Here is a 14,137-nt window from a genome sequence, read left to right as displayed (position 1 = left end):
ACGCCCCGCCCAGTCAGGTGCTCGCGCCGACGGACCGTCCACAGATGACGACGACCCGTGGATGGGACAGGTCTGCCCGCGGCCAGCACGACCGGCGTACGAACCAGCCGCTGGCAGGCCGACGACGCGACCCTTCAGGCAGCAGTCCGCTTCGCCGTCTGGGGCGACACCACCCCAGCACCACACCACACCGAAACCCGCCCCGGCCCACCCTCCTTCGCCACCACCTGACCGCCGCGACCAAGCAAACGCCATCCCCGCACGCAGAAAACACGTCCCGCCCAGCACCGTCCTGCACCACCCACCACCCTGCACCGAAACCAGCACCGCAGGCCCGGATGCCTTCGCGACCAGGCAAAGCGCTGCCAGGCAAAGCGCTGCCAGTCCAGGGCTGCTGGTACCTCAAGATCCGAGGCACCCAAGCTCGCCCAGCACACGCGAGAGACGCCAGCATCTCGCGGCGGCAAACGAGGGTCACGCGCGCCTGCACGACACGACACGACACCGAAGCACCTCTGCTGCGCGACTTGCCGCTGCTCCGGGGCCCGCTGCCAGTGGGCCCGCTGCTGCACCACCCGATGCTTGATCGGGCACGCACCAAGTACCACTCGCAGGCGCGCGCATGTCGGCGGGAGCACCTGCGCGAGACGACTGCGAGACGATGACGTTGCCCTCGCAGCGGCGGCTCGCTTCGCCGTACTGGGTGACACCGTCGCGACCGAGCTCAAGGCCTACGTTTGAGGCCTTCACGGTTGAGCCGAGCCCGTTCGAGTGGTTCACCCCTGGAGTGGTCCGTTAGCAAGCCGCATGCGGGCGGCAAACGGACCATTTCAGGGGTGAACCACTCAAATGATGACAGGCTCGACGCTGCTTGACGTGGCGCAGGGGGCGCCGGGCCGGCGAGCCCCGCACCGGGACCGGGACCGGGACCGGAGTCCGAGAGCGCAGTGGGCGCGGGGTTGGGATCACGCCCTGGCTGATGTTCAGGGGTACGTCGGCGTGGCGATCGGCAGCGCGGCGCTTCGCGGATGCGGTCGACGTGTCAGGTCGGAGGTGGCGCTCCGAGCAGCGCCAGCCGTGCACGAGGGGCGCCCCGGCGCCGTGCACGAGGGGCGCGGGCGCCGTGTACGAGAGGCACCCGCGCGCCGTGCACGAGAGACGCCGGACGCCGTGCACGAGAGGCACCCGGACGCCGTGCACGAAGGGCACCCGCGCGCCATGCACGAAGGGCACCCGCGCGCCATGCACCAGGGACGCCGGGCGCCGTGTACGAAGGGCACCTGCGCGCCATGCACCAGGGACGCCGGGCGCCGTGTACGAGGGGGTATCCGGGCGCCGTGTACGAAGGCACCGTGCACGAAGGGCGCCGTGTACGACGGGGCACCCGTGCGTCGTGCACGGGGGACGCCGGGGGCCGTGCACGGGGGACGCCGGGGCTCGGGGGGCCGGGGCTGCGGGTGGGTGAGGGTGGTTGGACGTTACAGGTGGTGGAGGAGGGCGGTTGTGTGGGTGGTCAGGAGGTCGCGGAAGACGGTGGAGTCGCGGAGGTCGGGGGTGAAGATGGTGTCGATCGACAGGAGGGCGTCGACCAGTTTGGTGGGGTCGGTGATGCCGGAGACGGCGGATTGCAGGCGGGGGGCCTGGGGGTCGTCGAGGTCGGGGGTGCGGAGGACGTAGACCATCCAGGCGGCGACTGCGAGCGAGATGGTGTGCGGTTCGGCGCCGGCGGTGAGGCGGTCGCGGACGGTGCCGAGCATCCGGACCGGGAGTTTGACGGAGCCGTCCATTGCGACCTGGCGGGTGCGGTGTTTGAGGGCCGGGTTCTCGAAGCGTTCCAGGACCGTCGCGCCGTACGCCGGGAGGTCGAGGCCGTCGGGTGGGGTGAGGGTCGGGATCACGTCGTCGGTCATCAGCTGCCGGGCGAGGCCGCCGAGTTCCTCGTCGCGGACCGCCTCGGCGATCGTCTCGTAGCCGCGGAGGGCGCCGAGGTAGGCGAGCATCGAGTGGGTCGCGTTGAGCATCCGGAGTTTCGCCTGCTCCCAAGGGGCGACGTCGGCGGTGAGGACCGCGCCGCCGCGTTCCCACGCGGGGCGGGGGCCGGCGAAGTCGTTCTCGATCACCCACTGCAGGAACGGCTCCGCGACCACCACTGCCTCGTCGCGGACACCGAGCATCCGGGCGGCCTCGTCGCGGTCCGCGGCGGTGGTGGCCGGGACGATCCGGTCGACCATGCCGGCCGGGAACCGGGTCGCCTCGAACGCCGGCGGAACCTTGCCGAGGGCATCGAAGTAGTCCACCATCAGCTTCCGCAGGAACGGGCCGTTGGCGACCAGATTGTCGCAGGAGAGGATTGTCAACGATTCGTCCCGGCGGGCGAGCGCCGCAGCCAGCTGACCGATGACGGTCCGCGGCGGGCGGCCGGCCAGGTCGGCCTGGATCTCCGGGTCGTCCAGGTTCAGCCCGTCGCTCGCGGCCCGGTACCCCTTCTCGGTCACGGTCAGCGTCACCACCGAAACCGCCGGGTCCGCGATCCGTGCGACCACGGCTTCAGGGTCCTCGGGCGCGGTCAGTACGTCGCGGACGCTGCCGATCACCTGGATCGACGGGTCACCGAGGCCGCGTTCGAGTACGGAGTACAGGCCGTCCTGGGGCGCGAGCTGGTCGCGGACCGTGGCCGAACGTTGGCTCACCCCGGTGATCCCCCAGCGGGTCTCGCCGGTTGCGACCGCCGCGCGTTCGGTGACGACGGCCTGGTGGGCGCGGTGGAACGCGCCGATCCCGAGGTGCACGATGCCGACCGACAACGCGTTCGGGTCGACCGCGGGGGCGACGGGCAGATTGGTGAGACTCAGCCTGGTCAAGCGTCCATACCTTTCTTGTTGGGAAGCACGGCTGTCCGGAGGGTTCTTCCTTCACCCGGGCCGCGAGTTCGGTCGCACCAGGTCGATGCCGACGCGGTTCGCCGTTCTGCCGGGCCTTGATCTTGCCGGCCAGCTCAGGCGCCGGGCCTTCCGAGTGCTGGTCCGGTGGAATCCCGGACGATCAGTTCCCCGTGCAGGTCCTCGTACGTCGCGGCCGCCGGAACCGTCCCGGCCGCCGCAGCATCCGGGTCGTCGAGGAGGGAGAGCAGGAGCTCGACGGCCAACCGGCCGGCCTCCTGCTTCGGCATCCGGACCGTGGTCAGCGCCGGCCGGGCCATCCGGGACATCGCGATGTCGTCGACGCCGACCACGCTCAGGTCCCCGGGCACCGAGATGCCGCGGCTGTGCAGCCGGGCCAGCAGGCCGATCGCGACCAGGTCGTTGTAGGCGATCACCGCGGTCGCGCCGGTCGCGACGACCTGGTCGGCGGCGGCCATACCGCCCTCGTACGTCGGCGCGAAGTTGCCGACCGGTGCGAGCTCGACGTGCAGCGCCTGGACCGCGTTCCGGAGGCCGACGCCGCGGTGCTGGGTCGACCACGACGAGGCCGGCCCGCCGACCCAGGCGATCCGGCGGTGGCCGAGGGCAACGAGGTGCGCGACGGCCTGCCGCATCCCGTCCTCGTTGTCGTAGTTGATCCCGGGCAGCCCCGCTGCGGCGCGGTTGACCAGGACGACCGTGGTGTCCTGAGCGATCGCGGCCAGCTCGTCGTCCGTGCCGCGGGGTGAGCACAGGACGACGCCGTCGACCTGCTTGGCGAGCGCCCGGACCAGGCCCGACTCGGCGGCCGGGTCCTCGTCGGTGTCGGCGACGAACACCGCGACGTCGTGGCGGCGGGCACGCGCCTGCACGCCCTTGGCGACGCCGGCGAAGAACGGGTTGGCCAGATCCGGCACCACCAGGCCGATGGTCCCGGTGCGGCCGGTGATCAGGCCGCGGGCGGCTCGGTTCGGCTCGTACCCGAGCTGCTCGACGGCCGCGGCCACGCGGGCCCTGGTGGCGGCGTTGACCATCTCCGGCAGCGAGAGCGCACGGGACACCGTGGACGCCGACACACCGGCCAGCCGTGCCACATCCCGAATCGTCGCCGCCACGCTTATCTCCTCAACAGTCGAGCACGAGTCTGCAATCGGTTGCAGTCTGTGTCAAGAACTCGTCCTTGTGCTGACAAGCATCGGCTGCAATCCTTTGCAGTGCCCGTTGCAGAACTGCCCAGAAGTTCAACGCAGCTCGGAGGACAGATGCCGAAGGCCCTGCAGCCCCATCCGGACCGTGCCCTGCCGGCCGGCCCGGCGCGTGACGTCGCGCGCCGGATCCACGACTCGACGAAGGACCTGCCACTGCTCTGTCTGCACGGCCACGTCGACATCGGGCTGTTCGCCACCGACGCCCCGTTCGGCGACCCGGCCGAGCTGCTGGTCGTCCCGGACCACTACGTGACCCGGATGCTGGTCTCCCAGGGCGTCTCCCCCGGCAAGCTCGGCCTGCCGCGCCGGGACGGCAAGCAGAGCGCCGAACCGCGGGAGATCTGGCGCGAGTTCTGCGCCAACTGGCACCTGTTCCTCGGTACGCCGAGCCGGTACTGGCTGGAGCACGAGTTCGCCGAGGTCCTCGGCCTGACCGTGCACCCGTCCGCGGAGACCGCCGACGAGCTGTACGACCAGATCATGGTGCGGCTCGCGGAGCCGGAGTTTCGGCCGCGGGCGCTGCTCGACCGGTTCAACATCGAGCTGATCTCGACCACCGACGCGGCCACCGACGACCTCGCCCAGCACGCGAAGCTCGCCGCGGACCTGCCCGGCCGGGTGGTCCCGACGTTCCGCCCGGACGCGGTCGCGCACGTCGACCGGGACGGCTGGCCGCAGCTGGTCGCGCAGCTGGGCGAGCTGGCCGACGTCGACACCACGACGTACGACGGGTTCCTGCAGGCGCTCCGGCAGCGGCGCCGAAAGTTCATCGAGGCGGGTGCCCGCGCCACGGATCACGGTCACCTGACCGCCGCCGCCGTACCGCTCGGCGACGACCAGGCCGCGCGGATCTACGCGGCCGCGCTGCACAACGAGGTCAAGCCCGAGGACGCGGCGGCGTTCGCCGGCCACATGCTGTACCAGTTCGCGACGATGTCGGCCGAGGACGGGCTGGTCATGCAGCTGCACCCCGGCGTACTGCGGGACCACGACCCGGCGATCTTCGCGACGTACGGCCCGGACCAGGGGCACGACATCCCGGTGGCGACCGAGTTCACCCGGTCGCTGCGGCCGCTGCTGGAGCGGTTCGGGCACGCGGACGGGTTCCGGCTGGTGCTGTTCACCGTCGACGAGACCGTGTACAGCCGGGAGCTCGCGCCACTCGCCGGCGTCTACCCGGCCGTCCGCCTCGGGGCGCCGTGGTGGTTCCTGGACAGTCCGGACGGCATGCGGCGGTTCCGTGAGCTGGTGACCGAGACGGCCGGGTTCTACAACATGTCCGGCTTCGTCGACGACACCCGTGCGTACCTGTCGATTCCCGCGCGGCACGACCTGGCCCGCCGGATCGACGCCGGATACCTGGCGAACCTCGTCGTACAGCACCGGCTGGACGAGGACGACGCGCTGCAGGTCGCGAAGGCGCTCGCGTACGACCTCGCGAAGGACACGTACCTCTCCAACAGGTAGTCTCACGCAATCTTGTTGAAGGGATTGCCATGAGGCGTGGGGCCGTCGCGGCAGCTGGTGCCGCGGTGCTGTTGCTGGCTGGCTGCTCAAGCAAAGACGCAGGACCCGAGCCCACCAACGGCCGGACCGTGACGGTAACCGTCCCCACCGCTCCCCCGGCCGCGGCCGCCGCCGTACTCGGACCGACAGGCCCGGGTACGGCGAAGCCCTGCAGCGGAACGGCGCTCCCGGTCGGCACCGACCCGCAGCCGATCATCGACGCCGCCCCCGAAGCCACGACGTTCTGCTTCGCGAAAGGCCTGCACCGACTCACCCGGGCGATCCAGCCACGCAAGGGCGACACCCTGGGCGGCGAACCAGGCGCAGTACTGAGCGGTGCCGTCCGCCTCACCGGCTGGAAGCGGACCGGGACAAGCTGGGCCTTAACAGGCGTCCTGCCCCCGACGTACCCGCTCAAGGGCCAGTGCGAGGACAACACGACGAACCCCTGCCAACGAGGCGAGCAGCTGTACGTCGACGGCAAGCACCTGGCCCGGGTGATGAGCCTGCCCCAGGTGAAGCCCGGCACGTTCTACGGCGACTACAACACCAACACCCTGTACGTCGGTGACGACCCGGACGGGCACCTCACCGAGATGTCGCGCACCCAGACCGCCATCGCGAACACGGCCGAGGACGTGACCGTCACCGGGCTGACGATCGAGCACTTCGCGAGCCGCCCTCAGGCCGGCGCACTGCAGGCCGGCACCGGCTGGAAGGTGCTGTCGAACGAGGTCCGCTGGAACCACGCCGTCGGGATCATGGTGATCGAGGGCGACCACGCCGAGGTCACCCGGAACACCGTCGCCGACAACGGGCAGCTCGGCATCGGGCAGTACCGGTCCGCGGACGTCCGGATCAGCGCGAACCTCGTCGCCCGCAACAACACCGACGGGTTCTGGATCGCGGACTGGGAGTCCGGCGGGATCAAGTCCACCCGGTCCTCCGGCGAGGTGAGCGGCAACGACATCGTCGCGAACCGGGGCGTCGGGATGTGGAGCGACATCGCGGAGTACGACCGCCGGATCACCGGGAACCGGATCCGCGACAACGCGGCCGACGGCATCCGGTACGAGATCAGCTACACCGGTGTGATCGACCAGAACGTCGTCGAGCACAACGGGTTCGGCACGGGCCGCGGCTCCGGCGGCACGCTCTGGGACGGCGGCGGCATCAACGTCAACACGTCGTCCGACGTACAGGTCCGCGGCAATCTCGTCAAGGACAACCGGAACGCGCTGTCGATCCAGTCCCGGACCCGGGGCGACGGGCCGCGCGGTACGTACGTACTGCGGAACGTGCTGATCGAGGGCAACCTGATCGTGATGACGAACCCGTCGTCGACGCTCGGCGTGGTGGAGAACAAGAATTCGCCGACGCAGCCCGGGGCGATCACCTTCCGCCGGAACAGCTACCAGGGCGCCGATCGCTTCGCGTACCACGGCAAGTCGCTGACCTGGTCCGAGTGGCAGCAGTCCGGCTTCGACCAGGACTCAGTGAGCAGCTGAACGTCGCCGCTGCCTGAGCCGGTCGGCGTCGCAGATCGCGGCCGCCACCAGCAGGTGCACCGTCATCGAGGACAGGTCGGACAGGCCGCTCTCGTTCAGCGAGGCGGCGGTCACGTACCCGAGCAGCAGCGCACCGCAGGCCCTGACGTACGGCGTCGGCGCGCGCAGCACCGACACCCACGCGAGGATCAGCGCGAGCGCGACGATCGCGACGGCGAGCAGCCCGGTCTCCCAGTACAGGCTGAGCCAGCTGTTGTCGATCGCCATCACGCCGACATTGCCCTCGCCGCGGGTGAGCAGCACCCGCTTGTTGCCGAGGCCGTGGCCGATGATCGCGGTCTGGGTCGACACCTTCTCGTCGATGACCGCGCTCCAGCTGGTCGTCCGGCCGCTCAGCGAGCTGATCTGCCGGGTGCTCTGGCCGCGCAGGAGCCAGTCGTGCAGCGACCCGATGGTCAGGAACGCGAGACCGAGCAGCCCTGGTACGACGAGGCAGGCGATCCGGGCGAGCCACGTCCTCCGCGTGACGATCAGCGCGATCACCAGCCCGAACGCGACGGCCGCGGCCGAGGTACGGGTCCGGCTGGCCGCGATCAGCACGCCGCCGAGGCCGATCAACGCGAACCCGGGCAGCACGGACAGCTTCCGGCAGACCAGCCCGATCAGCGCCAGCCCGAGCAGGATCGCACCGACCTCGCCGACCCGCGGCGGCAGCATCGGGATGATCACGCCCTGCAGCCGGGACCCGGTGCCGAGCGAGGTCAGCGGCCGCCAGGCCTCCGACGGCGAGTACGCCAGACTCAGTACGACGGTTGCCCCGAGCAACAGGTGGGCCCACAGGTGCGCGCGGACCAGCCGCTCCGGTACTTGCACCAGCGGACGCCACAGCAGGAAGACGAACACCAGCCCGAGCAGGAACCGGGCCAGCCGGGTCAGCGGCCCCATCGGCTCGGCCAGCAGGAACGCCGTCGCGCACGCGAACAGCACGTACATGACGTAGATCCAGCTGGCCGGGTTCACCCGGGTCCGGAACCCGGGCTTCGTCGCCGCGAGCGCGACCAGGAAGACCGCACCGAGCAGCAGGCCCTTGGCCGTGCTGTTCGTGGATCCCGTCGTACCCTGCGGGGTCGCGACCGCGGCCGACCACGGCTGGACGCCGAGTACGAACAAGCACCACAGCATCAGCCAGAACCAGGCCGGTCGCTCGTTCGCGTTCTCGACCGTGCCCTCGACGGGTGGCGCCAGAGTCCCCGACGACATCAACGCAGCCATCAGTCCAGCGGCTTGTAGTTCAGCGGGATGCCCAGCGTCTCGTCCTGGGTCGCCGTGCCGATCAGTACGACGCCAAGCACCGGAGCGCCGGCGAACTGCAGCGCGCCGGTCAGCCGCGCGACGTCCATCTCCTTGTCGAGACCGACCTGGACCACCAGCACCGAGGCGTCGACCGCGGCGGCGAGCGGCGAGATCCCGTGCCGCCCGACGGAGGCCGGGCCGTGGACGACCACGGAGTACCCGGGCGGCAGGTCCGCGACGATGCCAGGCACCAGCGACGGGCCGACCGCCTCTGCGGTCTCCTCGTGGTTCAGACCGGGCGGCAGCACGTACAGGTCCGCGACGGTGCCGGGCCGGAACAGCTTGCGGGCGCGGATCGCCCGGGTGGCGGCCGGCTCGTTGACCAGGTCGGTGAGTCCTTCGTGACCGGTGAGGTGCGGGAGCACCGGCGTACCTTCGAGGTCGGCGAGGACCAGCAGGGTCTCGCGGCCGTCGCGGGCGTTCGCCTCGGCCATGGCCAGCGCGATACCCGCGGAGTTCGGGGTCGGGGACGCGGACACGACCAGCAGCGCGCCGGGGCTGCCGCCGGCCATCGCGCGCGGGTTCAGCTCGCGCCGCGCCAGCGCACCGCTCGCCTCGGCGCCGAGCGCGGTGATCTCGTACTGCGGAAGCTCCGGGGCCGACCGCTGCCAGATCCGGCGGCGATGCCCCTCGGAGGCCGCCATCACCGGAGCACTCGCGGCCCGCGCCGCCTGGTCACGGGTCAGGATGTACGGCGTCAGGTGCGAGCGGAGCAGCGCGAGACCGAAGCCGAGCACCAGGCCGAGGATGCCGCCGACGAGGATGTCGCGGGCAACGATCGGCGACGAGCTGGCCGTGTCGGTCGTGGCCGGCGTCACGAGCTGGCTGCCGGCGCCGACCGTCGACAGCGCCTTCAGCATCGCGGCCGCGTCGTCCGCGGCCTGCCGGGCCTCGGTCGCCAGCGTGACCCGCTGGTCCCGGAGCGCCGCCGCGGTCTGGCTGTCGCCCCGGCCGACGGCCTCGTCGATCTGGCTGGCCAGTCCGCGCGACTGCTGGGTCGCTGTCTTCGAGCGTCCTTGCGCCTGCTCCGCCAGGTTGGTGAGCAGCGCCTTGGCTTCGTTGTTGCGCTGGTTCAGGTAGATCGTGGAGATCGCGTTCGCCCGGTCGACCGCCTTCTGCGCGGTCGGGCCGTCGGTGGTGATCAGGTACGCGTTGTCGGTGACCGCCTTCACCCGGGTCACCGCGGCCAGCTCCTGGATGGTCTGGTCGTTGTTCGGCATGCCGAGCGCCTTCACCACCGCGGCGAGCAGCGTCGGGCTGGCCATCACGCGGGCCTGGGTCTCGGCCGGCAGGTCCATACCGAGCGGCCCGGTCTTGTCCGCACCGGCGGACAGCTTCCCGACCAGGGCCGGCGGCACGGCCGGGCCGATCACCAGCTGGCTGGACGCGGTCCAGCGGATGGTCTGGGAAAGCGCGAACACCGAGGCACCGAGCAGCCCGAGCAGGACGCAGCCCATGATCAGCCACTTCTGCCGCAGCAGTGACTGCGCGGTCTCCCGCCAGACCACAGTCCCCGGTTCCATGCAGTACCTCATTCGACTCGATACCCGTGCCGACACCCGCCAGCGCCCCAGGATATCCACAGGCCCCGATGCCCTGAGCAGACGATCTCGCTCTCGTGCCCTACTCTCTGTCTGGGGGAGCTTCGGAGAAGGCTTGCGTACGGCGTCGTGAGGCGGCGCCGATTGTCCTAGGGGGGACATGACGAAACGACGGCTGTTCACACGGCTGGGCATACGGCTGGGCATACGACTGGGCATACGACTGGGCATACGACTGGGCATCACGGGGACCTTGCTGGCGATCGCGGGGACCCTACTGCTCGCGCCACCCGCGCAGAGCGTGGAGGCGTCGCTGTCGGCGGTCAACAGCTCGAGCTGGCAGACCAACGCCAGCGTGCAGGCTCTCGCGGTCGCCGGCGGCAAGGCGTATGCGGGCGGGCGCTTCACCAGCGTCCGGCCGCCGGGCGCCGCGGCCGGCACCGGCGAGGTCGCCCAGGCGTACCTGGCCGCCTTCGACGCCGGCACCGGCGCCCTGGTCAGCTCGTTCAACCCGGTGCTGAACGGTCAGGTCTACGCGGTCGCCGCGTCGGCGGACGGCTCCCGGATCTTCGTCGGCGGCGACTTCACCACGGTCAACGGCCAGACCCGGAACCGGATCGCCGCCTTCGACACCGCCACCGGCGCCCTCGTCGCGAACTGGAAACCCTCGGTCTCGTACCGGGTGAAGACGATCGCGGTCTCCGGGACGACGGTGTACTTCGGCGGCTCGTTCGGCCTGGTGAACAACCTGACCCGCAACCGGCTCGCCGCAGTCACCACCGACACCGGGACGCTGTTGCCCTGGGCCCCGTCGGTCAACGGCGACGTGTACGCCGTGGACGCGGCCGACAGTGTCAGTGGGGCGTCCAAGGTGTACGCCGGCGGGCAGTTCAGCGCCGTCAACGGCACCGACCAGAACACGGTGACCAGCCTCGACCCGGTGACCGGCGCCGTACTGCCGTTCCCCGGCGCCTCCGCCGTACCGCTGCCGACCGGGTCCTGCACGACCCGCGTGAAGACCATCGACGCGAGCGGCGACACGGTGTACTTCGGCAACGGCGGTGACGGCGGCGGGTGCTTCGACGGCACCTGGGCGGTCGACATCGCGACCAACACCCTGAAGTGGAAGAACCAGTGCCTCGGTGCGACCGAGGCCGTCAAGGTCGTGAACGGCTGGCTGTACAAGGGCTCTCACGCACACGACTGCGCCAACCAGGGCGCAGGCGGTTTCCCGCAGGGCTTCGACTACCGGTTCCTGCTCTCCGAGAAGCTGTCCGACGGCACCCTGGGCCCCTGGTACCCGAACACCGACGCCGACCCGAACAGCGTGACCAATGTCGGCCCGCTGGCGTTCGCGACCGGTGGCGACGACCTGTGGGTCGGCGGCGACTTCCTGCACGTGAACGGCGCCGCCCAGCAGGGCCTCACGCACTTCACGAACGCCCTGCCCGGCGCGGCCCCCGGCCAAGCCGGCCAAGTTGACGCCGTACAGCGTCCGTCCGGGCGCCGTGCAGATCAGCTTTCCGACAGTCGTCGACAACGACGACAGCACGCTGACGTACCGGCTGCTCCGCGGCTTCAGCAACACCACCATCGCGACCTGGACGGTCAGGTCGACGCCGTGGGACCGGCCGTGGGTGCAGTACACCGACACCGGCGTGACGCCCGGCGAGCAGACCAACTACCGCGTCGAGGTCACCGACGGCAGTACGACGATCCGCGGCAACTACTCGGACCCGATCACGGTGGCCACGACCGCGTCCACGGCGTACGACCAGATCGTCAACGCGGACGGGCCGCAGGCGTACTGGCGACTCGGTGAGCCGGTCGGTACGGCGACGTCGGTCGACTCCTCCGGGCAGAGCAACAACGGGCCGTTCACCGGTGTCACGCTCGGCGGTGCCGGGGCGATCGCGGGCAACACCGCGATGACGATCAGCACCACGACCGGGCGGATGGTCGGCGAGAAGGCCTCCAGCATGCCGCAGCAGTTCACGGTCGAGGCCTGGGTCAAGCAGAGCGGGACCAACCGCGGCGGCCGGATCATCGGGTTCGGCAACTCGAAGACCGCGAGCAGTGCGATCAACGACCGGATGCTGTACATGCGGACCAACGGGTCGATCGTGTTCGGCGTCAACGACGGCTCGCAGCGCACCCTGACCGGCCTGTCCGGCAAGAACGACGGCAACTGGCACCACGTCGTCGGCACGTACGACAACGGCGCGATGAAGCTGTACGTCGACGGCATGCTGCGCGGAAGTGCGCAGGTGGGCCCGGCCTCGCTGTACTACGGGTGGTGGCGGGTCGGCTACGACCTGACGAACTCGTGGCCGGGCGGCGGGGCGACGCAGACCGGGATGGGCATCGACGAGGCGGCCGTGTACCCGTACGCGCTGACCCCGGTCCAGGTCCAGTCTCACTACGCGGCCAGGTGAGCTGCGTTTCAATGTGAAATGGCGTCTCTGGCACAAAGTCATAACGCGAGCAGGAGGCCGGTTTCCAGTGGGCCTCCTGCAGCGCTAGTGTCCGACGCTGGTGCGTGATGAGGCACGCGCTGTAGGACCCCGCCTGTGTTAGGACACAAATGAAGAAGTTAGTGCTGGCCCTTGTCACCGGTGCGGCCGTTCTGGCCGCGGCGCTGATCCCTTCGGGACCGCCTGTGCAAGCGGCGACTCCGGGCTTCGCGTCCGCGGTGTCTGCGATCAAGCAGACGTCGTGGCAGACGAACAACAGCGTGAACGCGCTGGCGATCGCGGGTGACACCGTGTTCGCGGGCGGTCTGTTCACCAGGCTCCGGCAGCCTGGGAAGGCCTCCGGCGCGGCGCCGGAGACGAAGCGCTCGTACGTCGCCGCGTTCAACCGCAAGACCGGTGCACCGACCGCGTTCGCGCCGACCCTCAACGGCCCGGTGTACGCGATCGCCACCAGCGCGGACGGGAAGTGGGTCGTGATCGGCGGCGACTTCACGGTCGTGAACGGCGTCCGGCGCAGCAAGATCGCGATGTTCTCGGTCGCCACCGGCAAGCTGGTCGCGGCCTGGGACCCGGTGGTCGCGGCCCGGGTGAAGGCGCTGGCCATCTACGGCAACAGCGTGTTCATCGGCGGCGCGTTCGGCAGGATCGACGGGACGGTCCGCAACCGCCTCGGCGCGGTCCGGCTGATCCAGGGCGACCTGCTGCCGTGGAACCCGAACGCCAACGCCGACGTGTACGCGATCGACGTGTCCGACAACGGCACCCGGGTCTTCGTGGGCGGCCCGTTCAGCACCATCAACGGCAAGGACCACTACTCGCTGGCGATGCTGAACAACACCACCGGCGCCGCCTTCACGTTCCCGGCGGCGGCCGCGATCCCGAAGCCGACCGCGACCTGCACGACGCGGGTGAAGGACATCGACACCCTCGGCGACAACGTGTACGTGTCCAACGGCGGCGACGGCAACGGCTGCTACGACGGTGTACTGGCCGCGCAGGTGTCGACCGGCAAACTGCTGTGGAAGAACAACTGCCTGGGCGCCACCGAAGCGATCAAGGCGATCGGGAGCTGGCTCTACAAGGGCTCGCACGCGCACAACTGCAGCTCGTCGCCGAACGGATTCCCGGACGGTACCGGCACGCACTACCTGCTGGTGGAGAGCACGGTCAACGGCAACCTCGGGCCGTGGTTCCCGAACACCGACGCGAACCCGAAGAGCACCACGAAGGTCGGCCCGCTGGCGATGGCCGGCACCGGCACCGATCTGTGGGTCGGCGGCGACTTCCTGCACGTGAACGGTCAGCTGCAGGTCGGCCTGACCCGGTTCACGAACGCGCCGGGCGGTGCGGCCCCCCGCCGTACCGAAGGCACCGACGCTGACCGCGACGACGGCCGGCCGGGTCTACGTCAGCTACTCCGACTCGTACGACGCCGACAACCTGTCGCTGACGTACAACGTGTTCCGCGGTTCGCTGAACGTCGGCTCGAACAAGTACACGACGTACTTCTGGCAGCCCCGCAAGACCTACCAGGTCGTCGACCGCGGACTGAAGCGCGGCTCGACGTACGCGTACCACATCGAGGTGCACGACGGCCGGAACATCACGAAGGGCGCTACCACGACGGTGAAGATCCCGTAACCGACC

Annotated in this window: 11 protein-coding genes and 1 pseudogene; 7 read left to right on the top strand and 5 right to left on the bottom strand. The window is 70.3% G+C overall.

Annotated elements, in window-relative coordinates; all coding sequences use genetic code 11:
* Positions 1 to 57: 57 nt before the first annotated feature.
* Positions 58 to 231 (top strand): hypothetical protein, encoded by a 174-nt coding sequence (locus JOF29_RS39175; protein ID WP_209699356.1) that lies wholly within the window; start codon positions 58 to 60, stop codon positions 229 to 231.
* 1,247 nt (positions 232 to 1,478) lie between these two features.
* Here JOF29_RS39175 and JOF29_RS39170 read toward each other — a convergent pair.
* Together JOF29_RS39170 and JOF29_RS39165 are read right to left on the bottom strand one after the other, a co-directional pair.
* Complete coding sequence (locus JOF29_RS39170) at positions 1,479 to 2,861, bottom strand: mannitol dehydrogenase family protein (protein ID WP_209699355.1); 1,383 nt, start codon at positions 2,859 to 2,861, stop codon at positions 1,479 to 1,481.
* A gap of 134 nt (positions 2,862 to 2,995) precedes the next feature.
* Entirely contained in the window at positions 2,996 to 4,015 is a 1,020-nt protein-coding gene (locus tag JOF29_RS39165) for a LacI family DNA-binding transcriptional regulator (protein ID WP_209699354.1), read from the bottom strand.
* Between the two features lie 147 nt (positions 4,016 to 4,162).
* Between JOF29_RS39165 and uxaC the strand changes: the two genes are divergently transcribed.
* Both uxaC and JOF29_RS39155 read left to right on the top strand, forming a co-directional pair.
* Positions 4,163 to 5,575, top strand: a complete 1,413-nt coding sequence (gene uxaC / locus JOF29_RS39160) for a glucuronate isomerase (RefSeq protein WP_209699353.1) — start codon at positions 4,163 to 4,165, stop codon at positions 5,573 to 5,575.
* A gap of 29 nt (positions 5,576 to 5,604) precedes the next feature.
* Positions 5,605 to 7,122: a right-handed parallel beta-helix repeat-containing protein gene (locus JOF29_RS39155; protein WP_209699352.1), complete on the top strand. Its 1,518-nt coding sequence runs from the start codon at positions 5,605 to 5,607 to the stop codon at positions 7,120 to 7,122.
* Here JOF29_RS39155 and JOF29_RS39150 read toward each other — a convergent pair.
* Both JOF29_RS39150 and JOF29_RS39145 read right to left on the bottom strand, forming a co-directional pair.
* Entirely contained in the window at positions 7,108 to 8,394 is a 1,287-nt protein-coding gene (locus JOF29_RS39150; protein WP_245359863.1) for an O-antigen ligase family protein, read from the bottom strand. The two genes, JOF29_RS39155 and JOF29_RS39150, sit on opposite strands and share 15 nt — an antisense overlap.
* Entirely contained in the window at positions 8,394 to 9,998 is a 1,605-nt protein-coding gene (locus JOF29_RS39145; RefSeq protein WP_209699351.1) for a Wzz/FepE/Etk N-terminal domain-containing protein, read from the bottom strand. Before JOF29_RS39145 ends, JOF29_RS39150 begins: the two co-directional genes overlap by 1 nt.
* A gap of 178 nt (positions 9,999 to 10,176) precedes the next feature.
* Here JOF29_RS39145 and JOF29_RS39140 point away from each other — a divergent pair, with 178 nt between their 5' ends.
* The 3 genes and pseudogenes from JOF29_RS39140 to JOF29_RS46240 form a co-directional block, all read left to right on the top strand.
* Positions 10,177 to 11,838 (top strand): PQQ-binding-like beta-propeller repeat protein, encoded by a 1,662-nt coding sequence (locus tag JOF29_RS39140; protein WP_245359861.1) that lies wholly within the window; start codon positions 10,177 to 10,179, stop codon positions 11,836 to 11,838.
* Entirely contained in the window at positions 11,762 to 12,451 is a 690-nt protein-coding gene (locus JOF29_RS44185; RefSeq protein ID WP_307863912.1) for a LamG domain-containing protein, read from the top strand. Before JOF29_RS39140 ends, JOF29_RS44185 begins: the two co-directional genes overlap by 77 nt.
* Before the next feature lie 149 nt (positions 12,452 to 12,600).
* Positions 12,601 to 12,987, top strand: a pseudogene (locus tag JOF29_RS46240) (fibronectin type III domain-containing protein); the annotation flags it as partial.
* Between the two features lie 107 nt (positions 12,988 to 13,094).
* Here JOF29_RS46240 and JOF29_RS44180 read toward each other — a convergent pair.
* Positions 13,095 to 13,295, bottom strand: a complete 201-nt coding sequence (locus tag JOF29_RS44180; protein ID WP_245359859.1) for a hypothetical protein — start codon at positions 13,293 to 13,295, stop codon at positions 13,095 to 13,097.
* Positions 13,296 to 13,834: 539 nt separating this feature from the next.
* Here JOF29_RS44180 and JOF29_RS44175 point away from each other — a divergent pair.
* Positions 13,835 to 14,131, top strand: a complete 297-nt coding sequence (locus JOF29_RS44175; RefSeq protein ID WP_245359857.1) for a hypothetical protein — start codon at positions 13,835 to 13,837, stop codon at positions 14,129 to 14,131.
* Positions 14,132 to 14,137: the final 6 nt, after the last annotated feature.

The sequence above is a fragment of the Kribbella aluminosa genome (assembly GCF_017876295.1).
In the GTDB taxonomy this organism is placed as follows: Bacteria; Actinomycetota; Actinomycetes; order Propionibacteriales; family Kribbellaceae; genus Kribbella; species Kribbella aluminosa.
The sequence above is the reverse complement of the archived record's forward strand: the minus strand, read 5'-3'. Positions and strand labels throughout refer to the sequence as shown.

Coding starts and splice junctions, on each gene's coding strand:
- JOF29_RS39145 (WP_209699351.1), bottom strand. CDS start 9,998: ATGGAACCGGGGACTGTGGTCTGGCGGGAGACCGCGCAGTCACTGCTG.
- JOF29_RS39150 (WP_245359863.1), bottom strand. CDS start 8,394: ATGGCTGCGTTGATGTCGTCGGGGACTCTGGCGCCACCCGTCGAGGGC.
- JOF29_RS39155 (WP_209699352.1), top strand. CDS start 5,605: ATGAGGCGTGGGGCCGTCGCGGCAGCTGGTGCCGCGGTGCTGTTGCTG.
- JOF29_RS39140 (WP_245359861.1), top strand. CDS start 10,177: ATGACGAAACGACGGCTGTTCACACGGCTGGGCATACGGCTGGGCATA.
- uxaC (WP_209699353.1), top strand. CDS start 4,163: ATGCCGAAGGCCCTGCAGCCCCATCCGGACCGTGCCCTGCCGGCCGGC.